This window comes from Paraconexibacter algicola (genome assembly GCF_003044185.1).
In the GTDB taxonomy this organism is placed as follows: Bacteria; Actinomycetota; Thermoleophilia; order Solirubrobacterales; family Solirubrobacteraceae; genus Paraconexibacter; species Paraconexibacter algicola.
Window position 1 is genome coordinate 1,639,455 of sequence record NZ_PYYB01000001.1, and the last position, 22,316, is coordinate 1,661,770.

A 22,316-nucleotide genomic window follows, 5' to 3' on the forward strand; every position below is an offset into this window, starting at 1 on the left:
ATGTCCGAGCTTCGGTCGCACTATGGCGTCGTCGTGATCGGCGGCGGTGCCGCGGGCTGCGTCGTCGCTGCCCGCCTGAGCGAGGACGAGCAGCGGTCCGTCCTGCTGCTCGAGGCCGGTGGACACAACCGGCGCCTGTCGGTCCGGGCGCCGGCGGCGTTCTCGAGTCAGTTCGAGTCCAAGCTCGACTGGAACTACGTCACCGAGCCGGAGGAGAACCTCCACGGGCGTCAGCTCTTCGAGCCGCGCGGCAAGATGCTCGGTGGCTGCTCCTCGATGAACGCCATGATGTATGTCCGCGGCAACCGGGTCGACTACGAGGAGTGGGTCGAGCAGGGGGCGGAGGGTTGGGGCGCGGAGGACGTGCTCCCGCACTTCCGGCGGTCCGAGGACAACGCCGACCTGTCCGATCGGCACCACGCCAAGGGCGGGCCGATGCACGTGGAGACCTTCCGGACGCCGGACCCGGTGACCCGGCGGGTCGTCGACGCGTGCGTGGAGGCCGGGTTCGAGCGCCGCGAGGACATCAACGGGGACCGCCAGGACGGCGTGACGTTCACCCAGGTCAACCAGCGCAAGGGCATGCGTCACGACACCGCGTCGGCCTTCCTGGGCCCTGCGCGCTCGCGTCAGAACCTGGACGTCGTGAGCGGCGCCCTCGTTCACCGACTCGTGCTCGACGGCTCACGCGTCACCGGTGTGGAGTACTCCCGCGGGAGGCGATCCCAGGTCGCCCGCGTCTCGGGAGCGGAGGTCGTGCTCTGCGCCGGGGCGTTCGGCACCCCCGAGATCCTGCAGCGTTCGGGGATCGGGGATCCGGAGCATCTGCGTTCGGTCGGGGTGGAGCCGCTCGTCGATCTCCCGGCGGTGGGTCGCCACCTGATGGAGCACCCGTTCCAGTTCGTGAACTTCGAGCTCAGGGGCGGGGCCACCGGGCTCGCCGGACTCGAGCACCCACGGCACGTCGCGCAATGGCTCCTGCGCCGTCAGGGCAAGCTCACCAGCAACGTCGGAGAGGCGCTCGCGTTCTTCCGCACCGACCCGTCGATGCCTGCGCCCGACATGGAGATGGTCATCGCGCCCCTGTACTTCTGGGAGCACGGCAAGGGAACCCATCCCCGACCGGCGTTCTCGATCGGCCTGTCGTACATCGCGCCGCGCAGTCGCGGAACCGTCCTTATCGGCTCTCCTGACCCGACCCAGAAGGCGCGTGTGCGCCTGAACATGCTCAGCCACCCCGACGAGGTGACCGCGATCGTCCGCGGCATCCACAAGGTCCGCGAGGTTGCCGCGATGCCGGCGCTCCGGGAGATCTGTGGCGCGGAGATCAACCCCGGTCGCTGGGTCGCCGACGACGCGGCGCTGGGTGACTACGTGCGGGGCACCGTGGAGCACACCTACCACCCGGCCTGCACCGCGCGGATCGGTGACCCGCAGACCGGAGCCTGCGACCCGCAACTCCGGGTCCACGGCGTCGACAACCTGCGTATCGCCGACGCCTCGGTCATGCCGACGATCACGCGCGGGAACACCCACGCGCCGACGATCATGATCGGCGAGCGGTGCGCGGCGTTCATCGCCGGCGTGCCGTCGAGCGCGCTCGCGGGCGCGGCCGCCTGAGCGGCGGCCCTCCGACGGGACGCCGATGGCTCCTCTGGAACCGACGGCGAGGGTCGCGGGAATTCGCCGCGCCCTCGTCGCCGTGCGCGACGTCGACGATCTCTCCCGGCTGCTGACCGACGCCGGCCAGCTCGCCGTCGACGCCTGCGGATTTGACCGCTGCATCGTGTTCGCCGTGCGCGACGGAGAGCTCGTCACCCACAGCGTCTACTTCGGCCGCCGCTCGGACTGGGCTGCGCAGATCCTCGAGCTCGGCCGCTCGGCGGAGGGCAGGCAGCAGCTGCGCCCGGATCTGGTCGAGTCGGAGATGCTGCGGCGTCGGATGGCCTCGGTAGTGAGCGACGCGCAGAACGATCCTCACACGCCTCGAGCACTCGTCCGGGCGACGGACACCCGCAGCTACGTGGCCGCCCCGGTCCTGTGCGAGGACCGCGTCATCGCGTTCCTGCACGCCGACGTGCACTTCAGCGATCGCGAGCTGGGCGAGCTCGACCGCGAGACGCTCGCCGCATTCGCGACCGGCGTCGGCCTGGCAGCCGATCGCTGCGTGCTCCACCGTCATCTGCTGCTCCAGCAGGAGCAGGTGTTCCGCCTGCGCGACCGGGCCGGAACGTTGGGCTCAGGGATCTTCGACATCGACCTCGCCATTGCGCCCGAGGTCGCGACGGCCGGGACAACGCGTGACATCGCTCCCCGGCCCCGGGCCAGCGCCCTCCTGACCCCGCGGCAGCGAGAGGTTCTCGAGCTGCTGCTCGCCGGCGCGAGCAACCTGGACATCGCGCGGAGGCTCGTGATCACCGAGTCGACCGCGAAGGCGCACGTCCATCGGATCCTGCAGCTGCTCGGTGCCAAGAACCGTGCCGAGGCGGTTGCTCTGTGGCTTCGCGACGGCGGCGAAGTGTGATCGAAGGGGGGGTTGCCATGGATCGTTCGATCTATGGACCGATGGTCGACTTCGAAACTAGTGTCGCTCCATGAGCGCAACGAAGCGGCGGAGCATCACCAAGACCCACGAGCGCATCGCGCAGCTCGGTTGGGACGCGACGTACCACGACCCCGTCGCGCGATACCCGACGCGGTACCACATCCCCGCGAAGTCGAAGGACCCGATGAAGCAGATCATGCGGGAGTACCTCCCCATGGAGCTGGAGAAGGACGATCGGGTCTACGGTGGGCACGACGCAGCAGTGCGCGCCGCGATGCCCGAGAAGGTGTCCGAGCGGTGGCTCGAGGTCCTCAAGCCGTTCCTCTGCGTGACGAACTACGCGGAGATCGGCGCCGGACGCTGCATGTCGATGCTCATCGACGCGATTCCCTCCAACGAGCTGCGCAACGGCTACCACGTGCAGTACGTCGACGAGGTCCGCCACACCGGCATGCAGATGGCCCTCGCGCGCTGGTACACCAAGCATGCCCCGGATCCCGGCGGATGGAACGGGCTGATGAGCGCGATGCCGCGGGACATCTTCACGTTGGGCGGGATGAACTTCGTCAACCACTTCATGGTGGGCGACCCGATCCAGTGCGCGTTCGCGCTCCAGGTCGTCGCCGAGACCGCGTTCACCAACGTCGCGTTCGTCGCGCTGCCGGACGTCGCCGCGCGCAACGGGGACTTCACGCTCCCCACCACGTACCTGAGCGTGCAGTCCGACGAGGCTCGGCACATCTCCAACGGCTACGCCACGCTGCTGACCGTCCTGCAGGACGACCGCAACGTCCCGTTCATCGAGCGTGACCTGCAGCAGGCGTGGTGGATCAACCACGCCTTCCTCGACGTGTTCAGCGCGATCGTCATGGAGTACTTCTCGCGTGACCGGTCGGACCCCGAGTCGTTCCTGGACAAGTGGGACCGCTGGATCCGCGACGACTGGTACCGCAGCTACATCTGCAAGCTCGGCGGCATGGGGCTGACACTCGACCCGACGATCTTCGAGCGCGCCCGTGAGCGCATCGTCAAGGGCATGCACCACAAGATCGCGATGCTGGCCTTCGCCACCTGGCCGATGCACTTCTGGCGCTTCGACGGGCTCGACGAGAAGGACTTCGAGTGGTTCGAGCGCAAGTACCCCGGCTGGTACGACGAGTACGGGTTCTTCTGGGAGGCGTTCCGGGAGCTCTCCGACCCGAAGGACCGCTCGCTGCTCCTGTCGGGCCTCATGAGCGACGCCCCGCCGTTCTGCTGGACCTGCACCATGCCGTCGGTCATCGACGAGGACATCTGCCATCGGGTGGTCGACGATCGCACGCGCTTCTACTGCTCCCGCGAGTGCCGCTGGATGGACGAGTCCAACCCCGGCAGGTACACCGGTGACCGCAACTACTTCGACCGCTACCACGGCATGGACATCGCCGACGTCGTCCAGGAGCTCGGCTTCGTGCGACCGGACGGCCGGACGCTGACCGCGCAGCCGCACCTGAGGCAGGACGACAAGTGGACGCTGGACGACCTCCGCGCGGTCGGGCTCACGATCGAGTCGCCCAACATCAACACGGCCAAGTCGATGGGCCTGCCGTCCGGCGACTGGTCGGCGGCCTTCAAGGCCGGCGTGAACGTCGCGACCGGTCGCAACGGCGGGCCCGGGCCGGTCAAGAACGCGTCGATCGACCTGCCGTACCCGACCGCGGGCTGATCGAGGTCGCTCCTGTGCCCCGCGTGTACTTCGAGCCCATCGGCGAGGAGATCGACTGCGACGAGGACGAGACCGTCCTGGACGCGTCGTTCCGTCAGGGCTACTCGCTCGTCCACGGCTGCCGCGAGGGCCAGTGCTCGGCCTGCAAGTGCTACCTGCTCGAGGGCGAGGTCGCGCTGAAGCGGTACTCGACGTTCGCGCTCTCGGACTCTGAGCAGGACTCGGGCTACACGCTCCTGTGCCGGGCCATGCCCGAAGAGGACCTCACCGTCGAGCTCCTGCACTTCGATCCGGACAACTACCGGTCGGAGTTCGTGATCTCGACGATCGAGACGACCGTCCACGCGGTCGAGCCGTTGTCGCACGACATCTCACGCGTGGTGGTCCAGCTCCCCGAGGGTGCGGAGTTCCCGTATCGCCCGGGGAGCTACGCCGACATCCATGTGCCAGGCGACGCAGAGGCCCGCCGGTCCTTCTCCATGGCCAACCTGCCCGGGGAGGGACGGCTCGAGTTCATCGTGAAGCGCTACCCGGGCGGGGCGATCTCCGGGCTGCTGGAGGACGAGTCGATCGCCGGCGGCGTGTCGCTGACCGTCACCGGCCCGTACGGAGCGTTCGCGTTGCGCGACAATGACCGTGCCGTCCTGATGATCGCGGGCGGCTCGGGCATGGCGCCCCAGCTGGCTCTCCTGCGCCACATGGTCCAGGAGGGCATCGACCGCCCGACGCGGTTCTTCTACGGCGCACGCGGCACCCGCGACCTCATCGAGATCGCCGAGCTCGAGCGCCTCGGCGCCGCGCTCCCGAACTTCCGCTTTGTCCCGGTCCTGTCGGACGCAGACGACGACGCGGAGTGGAGCGGCGAGGCCGGGATGGTCCACGAAGCGGTGGCGCGCTACCTCGCCGACGGCGAGCTGGGCTCCGACTTCGAGGCGTACCTCTGCGGTCCGCCACCGATGGTCGAGGCCGCTCAGGAGATGCTCGAGAGCTTCGGCATCGACGTCTCGCAGATTCACTTCGACAAGTTCACGACGTCGGTCGCCGTAGGCGGCTAGGACAGGAGACACCCATGGGTACGCCCCCCGTCAAGAAGGTCGACGACGGAACCGCCCGTCGCGGTGACGACGCCGAGCGGCAGTTCAACTGGTTCACGCCCGTCAAGCGTCGCGCCTCGGTCTACGAGGACGTCACGGTCGACACACAGCCGTCGACGAGCCGACACCTCGATCGTGGGTGGTCGATGTCGTTCGACGGGGTCCACGGCGTGTGGAGCGACGACTCGACCCGTCTGGAGGTCGGCGACTGGCACGACTTCCGCGACCCGGGCCAGTGGTGGGAGAGGACCTTCTTCCAGGTCGGCAGCCAGTACGAACGGCAGATCGACAGCGCGGTCCGCCAGGCCACCGTCGACGGACTCTTCGAGGACTTCGACCCGGCATGGGTCGAGTTCCTGCGAGCCAACCTCCAGGTGCCCGCCTTCGTGCAGCACGGGCTCTGGCTCGCGGTCGCCTCTGCCGGACGCGACACGCTCTCCGACACCATCACCCATGCGGTCGTCATGCAGGCGGCGCTCAAGCAGCGGTTCGCGCAGTCGATCATCCTGTACGCGCTCGACCTCGAACCCCACCTCGGGTCCATCCCGATGGACACGGCCCGCGACCGCTGGCTCGAGCATCCCGCCTGGCAGCCCACCCGCGAGTACATCGAGCGCCTCCGCACGATCGTCGACTGGGGTGAGACGCTCGTCGCCGTCAACGTCTGCTTCGAACCGATCTGCGGCGTCCTCGTGCAGCGCGAGCTCGGGATGCGGGCGGCCAGCGCCAACGGCGATACCGTCACGCCGGTCCTGGGACGGGTGGCGCAGCTCGAGTGGGAGTGGCTGAACACCTGGACCTGCTCGCTGATGAAGCTCGTGCTGGACGACGCCGAGCACGGCGAGCGCAACCGCGAGCTCGTCGCCGGCTGGATCGACGACTGGATGCCCCGCTCCTTCGCCGCAGCCGAAGCGCTGGCAGGCATGGTCGACGAGCTCCCGGTCGCGATCGACTTCGAGGCGTCCCGCGGCCGGACGCTGGCTCAGGCCAGGACCTTCTGGGACGCGGCAGGCGTCGGCGACATGGTCTCGGTGCCCGCATGAGCTTCGGGGCCATGGAGGAGAGCGGCGACGACCGCGTCGGCGGCGAGTACGACTACGTCGGAATCGTCATGGCGCGCAGCGCCGAGGGCGACGCGGTCGCCGACGTCCTGCGGGAGCAGGATGGTGTCGAGGTCGTGCAACAGCCGTCCTTCTGGGACATCCGCCGCAAGCACCGCCTGGAGATCGACTTCGACGAGATCTCCGAGGAGCTCGGATCCCCTGTCGACGCGTACACGATCCAGCACGAGATGTCGACGCACTACGGCCGCATGGTCGCCACGGACGACAAGCTCATCCTCTTCGGTGACCCCATCGAAGCCGCGCGCTTCCTGGACAGCGAGTAACGAGATGGTCTTGAACGAGGGGCCCGGACGGCGGACGCCGCCCACAGCAGACCATGCCCAGGACGTCTACGACGCCTTCGTCTCGATCATGACGCAGGCGATGAACGACTCGGAGCTGACCAGACGCCTCGCGTCGGCCGAGGTCGTCGCCAACATCCACCTCCGCGACTCGCCCCAGGACCTGGTTCTGGCACTGCACCTGGACCGCACGCCGATCGAGTTGACGGCCGGCGCGGTGCCCGGAGCCGAGGTCGATCTCTTCATCGACACCGACGACGTGATGCGGTTCTGGACCGGCGAGATCAACCTCGCCATGCGCATCCTCCACGGCGACATCGCCTACGAGGGCCCGGTTCGTAAGCTGCTGCGGGTCGTCCCGATCGCCCGCCGCCTCGTCTCCGACTTCCAGGCTCAGGCTGCCGCGTCGGGATTGCTCGACGTGTCGGCCACCACCACGACCAGAACTGAGGAACCTCGATGAACTTCGATTACGTGATCGTCGGCGCCGGCTCGGCAGGCGCCGTCCTCGCTGCACGGCTCTCGGAGGACCCGTCCGTCACCGTCGCGCTGCTGGAGGCCGGCGGGGACGACAACGACATGGAGGTGTCGATCCCGGCCGCCTTCGGCGCGCTGTTCAAGGGCCGCCGCGACTGGGACCTCAGCACCGAGCCCGAGCCGCAGATGAACGGACGACGGTGCTACCTGCCGCGCGCGAAGATGCTCGGCGGCTGCAGCTCGATGAACGCCATGGTGTACATCCGCGGCAACCGCGCGGACTACGACGAGTGGGCCGAGATGGGCGCGGAGGGCTGGGGCTACAAGGACGTCCTGGAGTACTTCAAGCGCTCGGAGGACAACGAGCGCGGCGAGGACATGTTCCACGGGACCGGCGGGCCGCTGCCCGTCCGCGAGAGCCGCTCGATGCATCCGCTGGCCACCGCGTTCGTCGAGGCCGCCAAGCAGGCCGGCCACGAGGAGAACCCGGACTTCAACGGCGCCCGGCAGGAGGGCGTCGGCCGCTACCAGACCACGCAGCGCGACGGCATGCGCGCGAGCACCGCGGCGGCATTCCTGCATCCGGTCGAAGGCCGCCCGAATCTCACGGTCATCACCGACGCGATGGTCACCGACGTAATGATCGAGGACGACCGCGCGCTGGGGGTGCACGTCGACCACCCCGAGCACTTCCAGATCCTCGCCGACCGCGAGGTCATCCTGTGCGCCGGCGCGTACCAGACGCCGCAGATCCTGATGCTCTCGGGCATCGGCCCGGCCGAGCATCTCACCGCGCTGGGCCTCGACGTCATCAAGGACCTCCCGGTCGGGCAGGGCATGCAGGACCACTGCATGACGCTGATCAACTGGACGACCGACGTCGAGTCGCTCCTGACCGCGATGACCGACGAGAACGTCGAGAGGATGAGCGTCGACGGCGAGGGGCCGCTGACGTCGAACATCGCCGAGGCCGGCGGCTTCGTCCGCACACGGCCCGGTCTGGACGGTCCGGACTGCCAGTTCCACTGTGCGCCTGTGGCGTTCTTCGAGGAGGGTCTCGGGGTGACCGACAAGCACGCCGTCGCGTTCGGACCCGGGGTCGTGAAGCCCACGAGCCGCGGGTCAGTGACTCTCCGGAGCGCGAGCCCGTTCTCCAAGCCGCGCATCGTGCACAACTACATCGGCACCGACGAGGACCGGCAGACCATCCTGGCCGGCATGCGGATGGCGCTGGAGATCGCCGCGCAGCCCGCGATGCAGGCCATCATCACCGGTGAGCTGCGCGCCCCGTCCAGGGACGCCACCGACGACGAGCTGATGGCGTTCGTCGCCGAGAACACCCAGACGATCTACCACCCGACCTCGACGGCAGCGATCGGCCAGGTGGTCGATCCCCGACTGCGGGTCTACGGCATCGAGGGCCTGCGCGTCGTGGACGCCTCGGTGATGCCCACCATCGTCCGTGGCAACACGAACGCTCCGGTCATCATGATCGCCGAGAAGGCCGCCGACCTCGTCCGCGAGGACGCCGCCGCGGCGGTTGCGACTCCCGCAGCCGTGTCCGGCTGAACCACGCGGACACCCAAACGCGTGCGATGCGGCGCTTCGCCGCATCGCACTGTGGCGCTCGGGCAGCGCAACGCACGACCTATCCGAACCCGGCCCAGGAGCCTCCAATGATGCTTGAAGGACTCGTCCAGCACGATCACGCCCTGACGGTGGGGATGATCCTCCGTCGCATGCGCACCGTGACCGGCAACGCGCAGGTGGCGACGTTGCGGTCGCCCGGTCAGATTGATCGCGCGAGCTACCGCGAAGTCGCGGAGCGCGCGGATCTGCTGGCTGATGCACTGTCGAAGCTCGGCGTCGGCGAGGGCGACCGCGTCGGGACGTTCATGTGGAACAACCAGGAGCACCTGGAGGCCTATTACGCGATCCCGGCGATGGGCGCGGTCCTCCACACGTTGAACCTCCGCCTGTTCCCCGAGCAGCTCGTCTACATCGTCAACCACGCCCAGGACAAGGTCATCCTGGTCAACGACTCGGTGATCCCGCTGCTCGCGCCGCACACCGACAAGTTCGAAACCGTCGAGAAGTACATCGTCGTCGGCGACGGGGACGCGAGCGCGCTCCCGGCCGACAAGGTCATCCGCTACGACGAGCTGCTGGCGAGCGCGTCACCCGGCTTCGCGTACCCGGAGATCGACGACCGCAGCGCGTCGGGCCTCTGCTACACGTCGGGCACGACGGGCGACCCCAAGGGCGTCCTGTACTCCCATCGCTCGACGTTCCTGCACGCGATCGCGTCCGGCATGACGGATCTGCTCGGCGTGTGCGGCAACGACGTCGTGCTGCCGGTCGTCCCGATGTTCCACGCGCAGGCGTGGGGCCTGGCCTACGCGGCACCGCTGGTTGGCGCGGACCTCGTGATGCCGGACAAGTTCCTGCAGGGCGAGCCGCTGGCGAAGCTCATCGAGGGCGAGAAGGTCACGGTCGCGGGCGCGGTCCCGACGTTGTGGATGGACCTGCTCCGCTACGCGGACGAGCACAAGCCGGACCTGTCGTCGCTGCGGCGCGTGCCGTGTGGCGGCGCCGCGGTCCCGAAGTCGCTCATGCAGGCCTTCGAGGAGCGCTACGGCGTCCTTATCGTTCAGGCGTGGGGGATGACGGAGACCTCGCCGCTGGGGGCGGTCGCCCGGCCGCCGCGGGGTCTTTCGGAGGAGGAGGCGTGGGGATACCGGACGACGGCCGGCCGCATCGCTCCGGGTGTCGAGGCGAGGATCGTCGACGAGGTCGGCGAGGAGGTCGCGTGGGACGGCGAGTCCACCGGTGAGGTCGAGGTCCGCGGCCCGTGGATCGCGAGCGCCTACTACGAGACGGATGCGCCCGAGAAGTTCCATGACGGCTGGCTGCGCACGGGGGACGTCGCCGCGATCACCTCCAACGGCTTCATCCGCATCACCGACCGCGCGAAGGACGTCATCAAGTCCGGCGGCGAGTGGATCTCCTCGGTCGACCTCGAGAACGAGCTGATGGCTCACCCGGCGGTCCGCGAGGCGGCCGTGATCGCGAAGCCCGACGAGCGCTTCACCGAGCGGCCGCTGGCGTGCATCGTGTTCGACGAGGGCAAGGAGGTCCCGGCCGGCGAGCTGGCGACGTTCCTGCTCGACCGCGTCGCGAAGTGGTGGATCCCGGACGAGTACGCGGTGATCGACGAGGTGCCGAAGACGTCCGTGGGCAAGTTCGACAAGAAGGTCCTCCGCGCGCGCCTGGAGGACGGCGAGCTGACCGACCGGCACACGGTCGACAAGATCGAGGCCGCGCCCGCGGGGTGAGCTCACCCAACACAACCGGTGCTGGGCGGTACACCACCGTCTTCCGGGACGGCCTGTTCGACGGGCAGGTGATCGTCGTCACCGGTGGCGGCAGCGGGATCGGCAGGTGCACCGCCCACGAGCTCTGCCGCCTCGGTGCGTCGGTAGCGCTCATCGGCCGGCGCGTCGAGCGACTCGAGGCGGTGCGCGGCGAGCTTGCCGTGCACGGCGGCGAAGCGAGCGTCCACGCTTGCGACATCCGCGACGAGGACGCCGTCCGCGCGAGCGTCGCGGCCGTCCGTGCCGAACACGGCAGAATCGACGGACTCGTCAACAACGCGGGCGGACAGTTCCCTGCGCCGCTCGAGAAGATCTCGGCGAACGGCTGGGACGCCGTCGTCCGGACCAACCTCACCGGCGGGTTCCTCATGGCCCGCGAGGTCTACTCGCAGCAGCTGCACGCGACCGGCGGGTCGATCGTCAACATCATCGCCGACATCTGGGGAGGCATGCCGACCATGGGCCATTCCGGCGCGGCCCGCGCCGGAATGCTGAACCTCACCGAGACCGCCGCCTGCGAATGGGCCGCCGCCGGCGTTCGCGTCAATGCGGTCGCCCCTGGCTGGATCGCCTCGAGCGGCTTCGACACCTACGACGAGGCCATGCAGGCCGAGTTGCGGCGGCTCAAGGACAAGGTCCCGTTGGGCCGGTACGGCACCGAGGCCGAGGTGTCCGCCGCGATCGTCTTTCTGCTGTCACCCGCAGCGGCGTTCATCTCCGGGAGCTGTGTGCGGGTCGACGGCGCCGTGCCCAACAACCGACACACCTGGAACGGGCCGGTAAGCACGCGGTCCGTGCCCTTCGATGGCTTCCCCCTCGCCACGATGCCGACCGCGCTGCGCGAGTACGGCAGCGACGACTCTTGACCAAGGAGCAGTGATGACCACAGCAGCGATTCCGAACCTCGGGCTGGTCCCGACCGACGAGGAGACCGCGATCCGTGAAGCGGTCGCCGCGATCTGCCGCCGGCACGGCGACCGCTACGCGCGGGACTGCTACGAGCGCGACGAACCTCCCCGCGAGGTGTGGCGCGACCTCGCCGAGGGCGGCTACGTGGGAATCGGCGCCGCGCCCGAGTGGGGAGGCGGCGGCCTCGGCATGGCCGGCCTCTCCGTGGTGGTGGAGGAGAGCGCCGCGAACGGGGTCGCGGGGCTGATGCTTGTGCTGAGCTGCTCCATGGCCGGCACGATCCTCGAACGTCACGGATCGGATGAGCAGCGTGACCGCTGGCTGCGCGGCATCATCGACGGCTCCATCAAGCTCGCGTTCGCCATCACTGAGCCGGACGCGGGGTCGAACTCCCACAACCTCCGCAGCCGCCTGGTCCGGCAGGGCGACGGGTCGTTCCTGCTGCGCGGCCAGAAGACCTACATCTCGGGCGTGGAGGACGCGGAGGCGGTGTTGATCGTGGCCCGCGTGCAGGACAGCGACGGCACGCTCGGGCCGCCCTCGCTGTGCATCGTGGACACCGACACCCCGGGGTTCACGCGCGAGGTGATCCCGATGCCGTATCTCGGGCCGGAGAAGCAGTGGACCCTGTACTTCGACGATGTCCCCGTAGAGGCGTCCAGGCTCGTCGGTGGTGAGGACTCGGGGCTCAAGGTGGTCTTCGATGCGCTCAACCCCGAACGCATCACGATCGCCGCGATGCTCTGCGGCACCGCCCGTCTGGCCCTCCGCAAGGCCGTGGCCTACGCGAACGACCGCACCGTGTGGAGCTCGCCGATCGGCGCCCATCAGGCGGTTGCCCATCCGCTGGCGAAGGCCAAGATCGAACTCGAGCTCGCCCGCCTCATGACGCAGAAGGCAGCGGCGCTCTTCGACGCCGGCGCTCCCGAGGCGGGAGAGGCCTCGAACATGGCCAAGTACGCGGCGGCGGAAGCCGCGACCCATGCCGTCGATGTGGCCATCCAGACGCACGGCGGCAACGGGCTGTCCATCGAGTATGGCGTCAGTGACCTCTGGTGGCTCACGCGACTCATGCGGATCGCGCCGGTGAGCGAGCAGATGATCCTCAACCACGTCGCGCACCACTCGCTGGGTCTCCCGAAGTCCTACTGAAATCACCGATCGGTGTAGAATTCCGCAGATGAGCGCTGAAGCACACACGCAGTGGGTCGACCGGTTCGACGCGGACATCGCGGAGGCGATGCGCGCGATGTCGAACGACATCGGTGGCCTGCCGCAGTATCTGGGCATCGAGCTCATGGAGATCGGGCCCGGAACGGTGGACGCACGGGCGACCCTCGGGGAGGAGCTGCTGACGCCGTCGGGCAACGTCCACGGCGGCTGCCTGGCATCCATCCTCGACCACATCACGGGCGCGGTGATCTATCCGCTGATGCCGCAGGGGTACTGGGGGGCGACCACCGAGCTGAAGCTCAACTACATCCGCCCGGTCCAGGCGGGCATCGTGGAAGCGACCGCGAGCGTGCTCGCGATGACGAACCGCAGTGCGGTCGTCCGGGGTGAGATCCTCGCCGGGGGACGGGTCGCCTGCGCGGCGCAGGGCACGATCACGATCGTGGCGCCCCGATGACCGTGGGCGCCCCGGAGTTCACCCACGCGCTCGCCGGCCACTGCGCGTCGGGAAGTCTGCGCGACGTCCTCGCCCACCGGGGCCTGGACTTCGGCGCGGGACCGCTGTCGGAGGGCATGTGCTTCGGCCTGGGCAGCGGCCTCGGGTTCCTGTACGCCGACGTGCCCGCCGAGACGCCGGCAATCTACGTCGTCGGCCGTACCGAGGCGCTCGAAGAGGCCTTCGCCGAGAACCTCGGGATCGACCTGGACGTGCGGGAGACCGATGACCGCGCGCGAGCAGCGGCGTGGCTCGACGACGAGCTGCAGCGCGGAAGACCGCCGATCGTGTGGTCGGACATCGCCGAGCTCGAGTACCTGCGGGTGCGGATGTCCAACACGCGGCACGCGATCGTTATCGCGGGCGTGGACCGCGAGGCCGGTGTGGCGTGGATCGCGGACAACGACCGTGAGGAGCTGCAGCCGTGCTCGCTGGCGTCGCTCGCGCGCGCCCGGGACTCGCGCGGGTTCCCGGGACGCAACCGCAACCGGACCTTCGTGTTCGACTGGCCGACGAGCCTGTCCGACCCGGCCGGCGCGGCGCGGGCGGCGATCACCGGAGCGGTCGCCAACATGCGCAACGGCGGGACGAGGCTCGGCGGCTTGGACGCCCCGGCCGGCCTGCAGGGGGTCGAGGCGTTCACACACGCCTACCGCCGTTGGCCGGACGACCACGGCGACGCACTGCCCGGGGTCCTCGCGGCCCTGTCGATCTTCATCGTCAAGGCCGGGACGGGCGGAGCGCTCTTCCGGTCGCTCTGGGCCGAGTTCCTGCACGACATGGCGAGCCTCCTCGACGACCCGGGACTCCGCGCCGCGGCCGTGCAGGCCGATGGGCTCGCCGCCGGGTGGAGGGAGCTCGCCGCCGTCGCCCGGGCCGCAGACCATGCTGCGGGGATCCCGATCGCCGACCGGCTCCTCGACGAGGAACGCGCACAGGTCGAGCTGCTCGAGACCTGGCTGGAGCGCTGATGTCGGCCGCTTCCCGCCCCGGCGTCGAGGACGTCGTCGTCACGTCGTTCCTCGATCACGACCATCCTGCTGTCGGCGAGGCGGTCAGCGCCGCCGTCAGCGGTGCCGACGGTGACGCGGCGACGCTCTCGGCCTGGTTCGCCGCCGTCCGTGACGCCATCCGCTACGACCCGTACCGCCTGCCGACCTCCCCGGAGGAGTACCGCGCAAGCAGCGTGCTGGCGGAGCGCAGGGCCTACTGCGTGCCCAAGGCGGTGCTGTTCGCCGCCGGCTGCCGTGCGCTCGGCTTCCCGGCGCGACTCGGGTACGCCGACGTGCGCAACCACCTGCAGACCGAGCGGCTGCGCGAGGCGATGGGGACCGATCTGTTCCGCTACCACGGCTACGCGGCCGTCTGGAACCAGGGACGCTGGGTGAAGGCGAGCCCAGCGTTCAACCGCGAGCTCTGTGCGCGCGCCGGCGTGGAACCACTGGACTTCGACGGCGAGCACGACGCACTGATGCATGCGTTCACCGGGGACGGGCAGCGCTACATGGAGTACGTGGTCGACCATGGCCTGCGTTCGGATCTGCCGCTCGACGAGATCTTGACGGCCTATCGCGAGGCGTATCCGGCGCTCGTCGCGTTCGAGGGCGAGCGGTGAGGCCGACGTCGCTGGGGCACATCCCGGCGCATCACGACAACTGCTTCGGGTGCGGACCCGGCAACGCAGCCGGGCTGCGGATGCAGATGCAGGCAGTCGACGGCGAGGTGCATGCGGACCTGACGCTCGACGGGCGGATGGAGGGCGCGCCCGGGTTGGCGCACGGCGGCGCGATCGCGGCCGCACTGGACGACCTGTTCGGCGGGGTGCTGGTGCTGCTCGAGACTCCCGCCGTCACCGCGCGGCTCAACGTCGAGTACCGGCTCCCGGTCCCGCTGCACACGCCACTGCACCTGGTCGCGCGATGCACGGCGACCGAAGGCCGCAAGCTGCACATGGCCGGCACGATGTCCGCCGGAGAAGCGATCGTCGCAGAGGCCTCGGCGATGTTCGTCCGCGTGGAGATCGCCCACTTCGAGGCGTCGGGTGTCCCCGTCCCCGACGCGTGGCGCTCGTGGGGCGGAGCAGCGCGCGGCTGACCTTTCAGCGAGCGTCGTGCCGCTCGGTCGCCTTGCCCCGACGATGTCGGTGATCGAGGTGGGCGCGGGTCTCCATCGAGCGCGAGCACGCTGTCCGTCTGGACCGGTAGCGCGCTTCCCGAGGATCGAAGCGCTGCGCCTCAGACCGCCGACGTCTCGGCGGTCGTGTGTACCCCCGGATGGCGGACGCCGGCCTTCGGGGTCAGCTGGACCATCATCTTCTCGTAGCCCTTGACGAAGTTCGACTGCACGTAGGTCGGCTCGCCGACCACGTCGATGCGGTCGAAGCGCTCCAGCAGCTCCTCCCAGAGGATCCGCAGCTGCATCTCGGCAAGCCGGTTGCCCATGCAGCGGTGCACGCCGAACCCGAAGGACATGTGGTTGCGCGCGTTCTTGCGGTCGATGATCAGGGCGTCCGCGTTCTCGAACTTGGACTCGTCGCGGTTGCCGGACGCGTACCACATGACGACCACGTCGCCCTTGCGGATGAACTGCCCGCCGAAGTGGACGTCCTCCTTGGCGACCCGTCGCATGTAGGCGAGCGGGGTCTGCCAGCGGATGATCTCCGACACCATGTTCGGAATCAGCGACGGGTCAGCCTTCAGCTTCTCGAACTGGTCCGGGTACTGGTTCAGCGCGAAGACGCCGCCGGTCATCGAGTTGCGCGTGGTGTCGTTTCCACCGATGATCAGCAGCGCCAGGTTGCCGATGAACTCCATCGGCTTCTTGATGAGGTCCTTCGTGTCCTCCGACGTCTGCATCAGCGTGATCAGGTCGAACCCGTCGGGCTCACCCGCCGCTCGCCGCGCCGCCTTGTCATGCCACAGCGCCGTGAAACTCCGGGCCAGCTCCACGCCGGCCGTGAAGAGATCGTCGAGGTGCGTGGTTCCGCCCGTCGCCTCAGCGGAGCCGCCCATGGCATCGGACCAGCGCGTGAGCTCACGGCGCCGCTCGTAGGGGTAGTCCAGCAGGGTCGCCAGCATCCGGCCCGTGATCTCGATGGAGACGCGCTCGACCCAGTCGAACGGCTCGTCGGTCGGCAGGCCGTCGAGCACCTCCTGGACCCGCTCGCGGATGAGGCCCTCCATCTCCTTGAGGTTGCGCGGCGCGACGACACTCTGAACGGACTTGCGCTGCACGTCGTGCTTGGGCGGGTCCATCGCGATGAACATCTCCGCCGGCATGGGCGGGGTACCGAGGACGATGTAGGGCTCGGCCGAGAAGACTTCCGGGTTGGAGTCGACGGCCTGGATGTCCTCGTAGCGCGTGATCGACCAGAACGGACCGAACGGGCTGTCGGCGAGGTAGTGGACCGGGGCCTCCTCGCGCAGCCGCGCGAAGTACGGGTACCACTTGCCCTGCCGGTTCATGAACGGGTTGCTCACGTCGATCTCGGCGAGCGGCACGTCGGCCGGGTTCGGGATCGGCGCCTCGGTAAACGCCAGCGGCGTCTCCAGGCCGGCCCGCCGCTTCGCCTTCTTCACCGCGTGGGCGGCCTGCACCTGCCGGTCGACGGGAATGGTCGCCTGGACCTTGTCGGTCACGATGGTCTTCGCCCGGTCAAGAACGTTGCTGGTCGTCGTCATGGGGTCGTTCGCTCGTTGTCGTCGTCTGGAGGGTTGGTCTGCGATCTACATCTGGAACTCGGGCAGGCGGACCGTGAGCCCGTCGAGGCCCTCGGTCGCCCGCAGCTGACACGCCAGGCGCGAGTTAGGCACGCACTCCGGTGACATCTCGACCATTGCGCTCTCCTCCTCGGACCGCCTCCCCGTGGTCTGGATCCACTCCTCATCGACGATGATGTGGCACGTCCCGCACGACGCCTCGCCGCCGCAATCGCCGTCGATCCCCGGAACGCCGCTCCCGGTCGCCAGGGCCATCAGCGACTCGCCGTCGACCAGTTCGACCTGATGTGCGGTGCCGTCGTGCTCGACGAAGGTGATCTTTCCCATGGGCGGCAGAATACGCACCGATCGGTGTAAAATCAAGCCCGGCGCTGCATCGAGTGGCGACGTCCCGCAGCGAGGCGAGGAAGTCCGCGGGCGCGTCGGACCCTGGGGATGTCCGCAGGGCCCCACGAACTCAGCCGGCGGCGCGAGATGGGCGGTTGGTTCCTTCGACGTCGAGGGTCGGGAGTGCTCGGTCGAGCCAACCGGGCATCCAGAAGGTCGTGCGGCCAGTCAGCCGTAGGGCTGCGGGGAGGAGGACCATGCGGACGATCGTCGCGTCGATCAGGACGGCGGTGGCGAGTCCGATGCCGGTCTGCTTGACGACGGTCAGGTCGGTGAGCGCGAAGCTGATGAAGACGCCCGCCATGATCGCGGCGGCCCCGGTGACGACGCGTCCGGTGCGGTCGATCGCGTGGGTGACGGCGTGGTGGAGGTCGCCGGACTCCTGCCACGCCTCGCGGATCCGGGCCAGGATGAAGACCTGGTAGTCGAGGCTGAGGCCGAAGACGACGACGAACATGGCGATCAGGCTCAGGATGTCCGCGTAGCCGGGTCCGCCGAGCGGCGGGTCGGTGCCCTGGAAGAGCAGGGCGACGACGCCGAACGACGCGCCCACCGTGAGCAGGTTGAGGACGACGCTCAACGCCGGGAGCACGATCGCGCGCAGGATGGGGATGAGGACGAGGAACGTGATGATGCTCAGCGCGACGACGAGCAGTGGCAGGGTGGACCCCAGCGCGCGCTGGTAGTCGGTGAGCTGCGCGGCGACGCCGCCGACGTCCACCCGGGCTGCCGTGGCGGCCGCCAGCCGATCCGCTTCTCCCTGCAGCCGGTCGTTCAGGGCGCGGGTGCGGGCTGCGTTGGGTCCGCTGTCGGGCACGATGGTGATGCGGGCGGCCTGCCCGCCACCGTCGAGGCTGACGGCGAACCCCGCCTGGGTTCGGGCGCCGCGGCTGCTGCCGTCCAGTGCCGCGAGAACGAAGTAGCCGGAGTCCAGCAGCCGGGGGGAGCGGTCGCGCAGCCGTGCGATCTCCTTGCCCTCGTCACCGCGTGCCGCCGCACGACGTGTCCGATCGCGGGCGGTGCCGAGACCGTTCTGCAGCGTCGCGCTGCGGGCTGCACCCTGGCCCAGTGCATCGGCGAGCTGGTCGCTGCCGCGTTGCAGGCGCTGGATGCCGCCGGCGAGGCGGTCGGTGGCGCCGGCCAGGGCGTCAAGGCCGGAGGGGAGCTGCGCGGTAGAGCTCTCGATGCGCCGGAGGCCCTTCTCCAGATCCTCGGCGCCGCCGGCGATCCGACCGACGCCGTCGCCGAGCCGCAGGGCTCCGCCGCGCAGCTTCGTGAGGCCGTCGAGGAGCTGGCGGGCGCCGCCGGTGAGGGCGTCGGCGCCGTCGATCGCGCGGCCGATCTGGTCGTCTGCCGCCGTCAGGCTCGACGGAAGACCCGGATACGCCGGGTCGATCTGCCGCCCGTCGCGTGGGTCCTTGCCGGAGAAGAAGGCGGACAGGCGGCCGGCCCGCTCGAGTGCCTGACGGTAGCGCGGGTCCGTTCGCCCGATGGTCATCGTCGAGAGGCTGCGGAGGAGCGCGTCGACGTCGCCCTGGGCTTCCCGCGACGCAGTCGTCAGCTGCTGCAGCTGACCGCGGCCCTGCTGTAGACCATCGCGGAGTGCCGCGGCGCCGTCGCGGAGCTTGCGCGCACCGGGGCGCGCCCGGTCGAGGCCGTCGGCGAGAGCTGCGGTGCCCTTGCGCGCGTCGACGAGGGCTGCAGTGAGGCGTGAGGAGCCCGCGCGCGCCTGCGCGAGGCCGGTGCGCAGCTCGCGGGCTCCGTCCCGTGCGCGCCGCAGGGCGGCGCCGAGGGTCTCGGCGCCGCCTGAGCCGGTGCCGGCGCCCGCGGCGATCCGGTCGGCCGCGGTGCGGGCGTCGCGCAGCCCGCCGCGTAGATCACCGACGCCACGCTGGGCCCGCCCGAGGCCGCGGCTGAGCTTGCGGGCGTCGCGGCCGCTCCTGCGGAGGTCCGCGGTGGCGCGGGCGGCTCGTCGGTCGGCGGTGAGCAGTCGGGGCTCCTGCTCGACGATCGCGCCGGGACCGATGACGGTTCGCACGCCGGGCAGCTTCGCGATCTGTCGCTGCCAGGTGGCCATGGCGCGCAGTCGCTCGGGGGAGGTGATCGGACCGGTGTCGTCGGAGACGTAGACCTCGAACGGGGCCGTCCAGCCGGCGCCCAGCACCTCGGCGGTCCGGACGGTGTCCATGCGTGCGCGACTGTCGGAGGGGAGCGTCCGGACGTCGGGCGGGCCGGTCGTCAGCCCCAGCGCCGGGACGGACAGCAGCAGCAGGCCGGCGAGCGCGGGGCCCGCAGTCAGCAGCGGCCGCCGCTGGACCGCGTCGGCAAACCGCGCCCACCCGCCGCCGTCCCGCGGTTCGCTGCCGATCCGCCAGCGGTCGATCCGGTGACCGACGAGCAGCAGGAGCGCGGGTGCGGCGAGGAACGAGCCGGCGACGCTGAGGAACGCCACGAGCGCGACGCTCGCCGCCGCCGAGAGCAGGAAATCCCCCGGGGAGAGCGCCATCGCGACGACCATTGCCGCGATCAGCGTCACCCCGGCGAAGACCACGGTTCGCCCAGCGGTGTCTGCGGCCGCTGCGGCGGCCTCGCGCGGGGAGTTTCCGCGGCGCAGCTCCTCGCGGAAGCGGGACACCAGCAGCAGCGAGTAGTCGACCCCCAGGGCCAGGCCCATCATCTCCGTCAACGAGCTCGCGACGTCGGTGATCGGGGTGAAGGTCGCCACCAGCGCGACGAGCCCGAATCCTGACGTGACTGCCGCCAGCCCGAACAGCGCCGGGATCGCGGCCGCTATCGGCGACCGGAACACCAGCAGCAGGACCAGCAGCAGGACTGGGACGGCGAGGAGGGCGGCATCGCTGGCCGCCTTCAGGGACTCGTCCTTCAGGTCCCCGCCCACGAGGGAGAACCCGGTGACGGATGCGCGGACCGGTTTGTCGACCGACGTGTCGACGGTCTCCCTGATCGCCTGGCCGGTCTCCCCCGCGAAGGTGCTCTGCGCCTTGGCCAGCACCAGGATCAGCGCGGCACCGCGCGTCGGTCGCAGCTCGGGGATTCCCTGGGCGTCCTCATCCCAGGGCGAGAGCACGCGCAGCCCGGTGTCCCGGCGAAGGACCTGCGCGAGAGCGGCGCCCTGACGGTCGACCTGCTGCTGCGGACCCTCCAGCACGATCGGGATCGACGCCTCGATGCCGAAGGTGCGCTCGGCCACCGCCTGCGCCCGTGCACTGGAGCTGCCCGGGACGTCGACGGTGCTCGGGGAGAGGCGATCCTCGAACGACAGGGCGTTGAGCGACAGCGCGAGCGTGACCAGCACCCAGACACCGAGCGTCGCCTTCGGGCGGCGGAGCGCGAAGCCGGCGAGGCGCATCAATCGGTCGGGGTAGTGGCGGCGTCCATGACGAGAACGTACCAGTTGGTGGTTTTTCTCCGACATTCGTTTCCGCACTCGGGCGATAGGCTCGCTCGCAGTGCGCGCCGCCGGCGATCTCACCCCCAAAGGCGCCCTGCGCGTGTCGGAGATCCTGGACGCGGCGCTGCGCTGTCTGGCGCGCGACGGGTACGCCGCGACGTCGATCCAGCGCGTCGCCGACGAGGCTCGTCTGCACAAGCGGGTCGTCCTCTACTACTACGGGTCGCGCGAGAACCTGTTCGACGCGGTGGTGCGAACGTTGGGCGATCGGTTGTTCGACCGTCTGGAGGAGGCGCTCACCGGACTCGAGGAGCCGGCCGACATCGTGGCCACGGGGTACACCGAGCTCTGGGCGGCGATCACGACCGATCGCGCGCTCCTGGTCGCCTGGTTCGGCCTGCGCGCCGAGGCGATCACCGATCCGGTCCTCCAGGTCACCGCGAGCTATCTCGCCGACCGGCTCCGCGCGCTGATCAGCGGACTGATCGACGACGCTGTGGGCCGCGGCCGGGTCCTGGTCATCAGCCGAACCTCGCTGGAGGTCCTGATCGTCGCCGGGACTCAAGGACTCGTCCTGGACTACCTCGAGCGCGGCGAGACGCCCGAGCTCCAAGCCGGCATCAGAGACTTCCAGGGGTGGCTCACGACGGTGAGCACTCCACCGCGGAACCGGAGCTGACCGGCGACCGGCCGCCGCCAGTGGCGACGCTGACCTTCACCCGCCCTCGGACGAGGCGGGCGACGCCGGTGCCGACCAGCGGCCGTCCGGCATCTCGGTCGCCTCGTCGTGGCGACGAAGATGCTCGAGGTGGGCGTAGGTCTCCATCAGCGCGAGCATCCGGTCTGCGCGACTGTCGGCACGCTTGCCGAACGTCGCGGCGCTGAGCTCGGCGAGCGGTGTCGGCCCTCCGGCGAGGGCTTCGCGCAGATGCTCGAGTCGCCTGGCGTGGTGGTCGAGCAGCTCGGAGGCGCGGCTCCGGGCGTCGGCGTACGAGTCGCCGTGCGCGGGCAGCACGAGGGTGACCGGCAGATCGGCGACGCGCCGCAGCGAGGCGAGGAAGTCCGCGAGCGCGTCGGACCCGTCGAGGGAGGGCTGCACGTTGGGCGTGTAGCCGGGCAGCAGGAGGTCTCCGCAGATCAGCACGCCGTCGGCGGCGCGGTAGAGGCAGATGTGGGCGGGGTCGTGTCCGGGGGTGTGCAGCACCGCCCAGTCGCCGAACGTCTGACCGTCGCGAACGGGGATGACCTCCGGCACGTCGCCGACAAGCCCGGTGAAGCCGGCGAACGCCTCGGTGACAGCGGCGGAGTCGAGGAACCCCGGGGCCGCGGGGCCGAACGGAGCGCCGCCGGCGATGGCGAAGGTCCGCTCGATCTCCGGGTGGGCGTGGACCGCTGGAGCGAGGTCGGTCGCGATTCCCCAGTGGTCGAGATGGCCGTGCGTGACCAGCACGGCCGGCTGGTGGACGTCGGCGGCGGCGAGGCCGGCGTGCAGCGCCGCATCCGAGCCCTTGGCGCCGGTGTCGACCACCAGCGCACCGTCGGGGGTGTCCAGGACGTGGATGTGGAGGTGATCGGGGGATCCCAGGGCGAGCGGGACGGTGAACCGCACGACCCCAGGAG

The 22,316-nt window shown here is 69.9% G+C and carries 20 protein-coding genes; 16 read left to right on the forward strand and 4 right to left on the reverse strand.

What is annotated here, in order from left to right; translation table 11 throughout:
* From C7Y72_RS07835 to C7Y72_RS07905, 15 genes are all read left to right on the forward strand, one after another.
* Complete coding sequence (locus tag C7Y72_RS07835; protein WP_107568209.1) at positions 1-1,620, forward strand: GMC family oxidoreductase; 1,620 nt, start codon at positions 1-3, stop codon at positions 1,618-1,620.
* Between the two features lie 25 nt (positions 1,621-1,645).
* Entirely contained in the window at positions 1,646-2,524 is an 879-nt protein-coding gene (locus C7Y72_RS07840) for a LuxR C-terminal-related transcriptional regulator (RefSeq protein WP_107568210.1), read from the forward strand.
* A gap of 70 nt (positions 2,525-2,594) precedes the next feature.
* Positions 2,595-4,250 (forward strand): ferritin family protein, encoded by a 1,656-nt coding sequence (locus C7Y72_RS07845; protein ID WP_107568211.1) that lies wholly within the window; start codon positions 2,595-2,597, stop codon positions 4,248-4,250.
* A 23-nt stretch (positions 4,251-4,273) separates the two neighbouring features.
* A complete protein-coding gene (locus C7Y72_RS07850; protein WP_199223883.1) occupies positions 4,274-5,305 on the forward strand; it encodes an NADH:ubiquinone reductase (Na(+)-transporting) subunit F in 1,032 nt (343 codons plus the stop codon).
* A 14-nt stretch (positions 5,306-5,319) separates the two neighbouring features.
* On the forward strand, positions 5,320-6,387 hold the full coding sequence (locus C7Y72_RS07855; RefSeq protein ID WP_107568212.1) for a ferritin family protein: 1,068 nt from the start codon (positions 5,320-5,322) through the stop codon (positions 6,385-6,387).
* On the forward strand, positions 6,384-6,731 hold the full coding sequence (locus tag C7Y72_RS07860; RefSeq protein WP_107568213.1) for an MmoB/DmpM family protein: 348 nt from the start codon (positions 6,384-6,386) through the stop codon (positions 6,729-6,731). Before C7Y72_RS07855 ends, C7Y72_RS07860 begins: the two co-directional genes overlap by 4 nt.
* A gap of 4 nt (positions 6,732-6,735) precedes the next feature.
* The gene (locus C7Y72_RS07865) at positions 6,736-7,212 is read left to right on the forward strand and encodes a hypothetical protein (RefSeq protein WP_107568214.1); all 477 of its coding nucleotides are present in this window, start codon (positions 6,736-6,738) and stop codon (positions 7,210-7,212) included.
* The gene (locus C7Y72_RS07870) at positions 7,209-8,795 is read left to right on the forward strand and encodes a GMC family oxidoreductase (protein WP_107568215.1); all 1,587 of its coding nucleotides are present in this window, start codon (positions 7,209-7,211) and stop codon (positions 8,793-8,795) included. The genes C7Y72_RS07865 and C7Y72_RS07870 overlap by 4 nt, the downstream gene beginning before the upstream one ends.
* A gap of 110 nt (positions 8,796-8,905) precedes the next feature.
* The gene (locus C7Y72_RS07875) at positions 8,906-10,561 is read left to right on the forward strand and encodes a long-chain fatty acid--CoA ligase (RefSeq protein ID WP_107569699.1); all 1,656 of its coding nucleotides are present in this window, start codon (positions 8,906-8,908) and stop codon (positions 10,559-10,561) included.
* Positions 10,558-11,466 (forward strand): SDR family oxidoreductase, encoded by a 909-nt coding sequence (locus C7Y72_RS07880; RefSeq protein ID WP_107568216.1) that lies wholly within the window; start codon positions 10,558-10,560, stop codon positions 11,464-11,466. Before C7Y72_RS07875 ends, C7Y72_RS07880 begins: the two co-directional genes overlap by 4 nt.
* 13 nt (positions 11,467-11,479) lie before the next feature.
* On the forward strand, positions 11,480-12,661 hold the full coding sequence (locus C7Y72_RS07885; RefSeq protein WP_107569701.1) for an acyl-CoA dehydrogenase family protein: 1,182 nt from the start codon (positions 11,480-11,482) through the stop codon (positions 12,659-12,661).
* Between the two features lie 28 nt (positions 12,662-12,689).
* The gene (locus C7Y72_RS07890; protein ID WP_107568217.1) at positions 12,690-13,139 is read left to right on the forward strand and encodes a PaaI family thioesterase; all 450 of its coding nucleotides are present in this window, start codon (positions 12,690-12,692) and stop codon (positions 13,137-13,139) included.
* Positions 13,136-14,149 (forward strand): BtrH N-terminal domain-containing protein, encoded by a 1,014-nt coding sequence (locus tag C7Y72_RS07895; protein ID WP_107568218.1) that lies wholly within the window; start codon positions 13,136-13,138, stop codon positions 14,147-14,149. Before C7Y72_RS07890 ends, C7Y72_RS07895 begins: the two co-directional genes overlap by 4 nt.
* Positions 14,149-14,793 carry a transglutaminase-like domain-containing protein gene (locus C7Y72_RS07900; protein ID WP_107568219.1) on the forward strand — a complete coding sequence of 215 codons (645 nt, stop codon included), beginning with the start codon at positions 14,149-14,151 and terminating at the stop codon, positions 14,791-14,793. The genes C7Y72_RS07895 and C7Y72_RS07900 overlap by 1 nt, the downstream gene beginning before the upstream one ends.
* Before the next feature lie 80 nt (positions 14,794-14,873).
* The gene (locus C7Y72_RS07905; RefSeq protein WP_107569703.1) at positions 14,874-15,272 is read left to right on the forward strand and encodes a PaaI family thioesterase; all 399 of its coding nucleotides are present in this window, start codon (positions 14,874-14,876) and stop codon (positions 15,270-15,272) included.
* Between the two features lie 140 nt (positions 15,273-15,412).
* Here the strand turns inward: C7Y72_RS07905 and C7Y72_RS07910 are convergent, their stop codons facing one another.
* The 3 genes from C7Y72_RS07910 to C7Y72_RS07920 form a co-directional block, all read right to left on the reverse strand.
* Entirely contained in the window at positions 15,413-16,858 is a 1,446-nt protein-coding gene (locus tag C7Y72_RS07910; RefSeq protein ID WP_107568220.1) for a cytochrome P450, read from the reverse strand.
* Between the two features lie 45 nt (positions 16,859-16,903).
* Complete coding sequence (locus tag C7Y72_RS07915; RefSeq protein ID WP_107568221.1) at positions 16,904-17,224, reverse strand: 2Fe-2S iron-sulfur cluster-binding protein; 321 nt, start codon at positions 17,222-17,224, stop codon at positions 16,904-16,906.
* A gap of 130 nt (positions 17,225-17,354) precedes the next feature.
* Positions 17,355-20,654 carry an MMPL family transporter gene (locus C7Y72_RS07920; protein WP_158276716.1) on the reverse strand — a complete coding sequence of 1,100 codons (3,300 nt, stop codon included), beginning with the start codon at positions 20,652-20,654 and terminating at the stop codon, positions 17,355-17,357.
* Positions 20,655-20,754: 100 nt separating this feature from the next.
* Between C7Y72_RS07920 and C7Y72_RS07925 the strand changes: the two genes are divergently transcribed.
* Complete coding sequence (locus tag C7Y72_RS07925; RefSeq protein ID WP_107568223.1) at positions 20,755-21,375, forward strand: TetR/AcrR family transcriptional regulator; 621 nt, start codon at positions 20,755-20,757, stop codon at positions 21,373-21,375.
* Positions 21,376-21,411: 36 nt separating this feature from the next.
* Here the strand turns inward: C7Y72_RS07925 and C7Y72_RS07930 are convergent, their stop codons facing one another.
* Positions 21,412-22,305 (reverse strand): MBL fold metallo-hydrolase, encoded by an 894-nt coding sequence (locus C7Y72_RS07930; RefSeq protein ID WP_158276717.1) that lies wholly within the window; start codon positions 22,303-22,305, stop codon positions 21,412-21,414.
* Between the last annotated feature and the right edge of the window lie 11 nt (positions 22,306-22,316).

Coding starts and splice junctions, on each gene's coding strand:
- C7Y72_RS07835 (WP_107568209.1), top strand. CDS start 1: ATGTCCGAGCTTCGGTCGCACTATGGCGTCGTCGTGATCGGCGGCGGT.
- C7Y72_RS07840 (WP_107568210.1), top strand. CDS start 1,646: ATGGCTCCTCTGGAACCGACGGCGAGGGTCGCGGGAATTCGCCGCGCC.
- C7Y72_RS07845 (WP_107568211.1), top strand. CDS start 2,595: ATGAGCGCAACGAAGCGGCGGAGCATCACCAAGACCCACGAGCGCATC.
- C7Y72_RS07855 (WP_107568212.1), top strand. CDS start 5,320: ATGGGTACGCCCCCCGTCAAGAAGGTCGACGACGGAACCGCCCGTCGC.
- C7Y72_RS07860 (WP_107568213.1), top strand. CDS start 6,384: ATGAGCTTCGGGGCCATGGAGGAGAGCGGCGACGACCGCGTCGGCGGC.
- C7Y72_RS07865 (WP_107568214.1), top strand. CDS start 6,736: ATGGTCTTGAACGAGGGGCCCGGACGGCGGACGCCGCCCACAGCAGAC.
- C7Y72_RS07870 (WP_107568215.1), top strand. CDS start 7,209: ATGAACTTCGATTACGTGATCGTCGGCGCCGGCTCGGCAGGCGCCGTC.
- C7Y72_RS07875 (WP_107569699.1), top strand. CDS start 8,906: ATGCTTGAAGGACTCGTCCAGCACGATCACGCCCTGACGGTGGGGATG.
- C7Y72_RS07885 (WP_107569701.1), top strand. CDS start 11,480: ATGACCACAGCAGCGATTCCGAACCTCGGGCTGGTCCCGACCGACGAG.
- C7Y72_RS07890 (WP_107568217.1), top strand. CDS start 12,690: ATGAGCGCTGAAGCACACACGCAGTGGGTCGACCGGTTCGACGCGGAC.
- C7Y72_RS07895 (WP_107568218.1), top strand. CDS start 13,136: ATGACCGTGGGCGCCCCGGAGTTCACCCACGCGCTCGCCGGCCACTGC.
- C7Y72_RS07900 (WP_107568219.1), top strand. CDS start 14,149: ATGTCGGCCGCTTCCCGCCCCGGCGTCGAGGACGTCGTCGTCACGTCG.
- C7Y72_RS07905 (WP_107569703.1), top strand. CDS start 14,874: ATGCAGATGCAGGCAGTCGACGGCGAGGTGCATGCGGACCTGACGCTC.
- C7Y72_RS07910 (WP_107568220.1), bottom strand. CDS start 16,858: ATGACGACGACCAGCAACGTTCTTGACCGGGCGAAGACCATCGTGACC.
- C7Y72_RS07915 (WP_107568221.1), bottom strand. CDS start 17,224: ATGGGAAAGATCACCTTCGTCGAGCACGACGGCACCGCACATCAGGTC.
- C7Y72_RS07920 (WP_158276716.1), bottom strand. CDS start 20,654: ATGCGCCTCGCCGGCTTCGCGCTCCGCCGCCCGAAGGCGACGCTCGGT.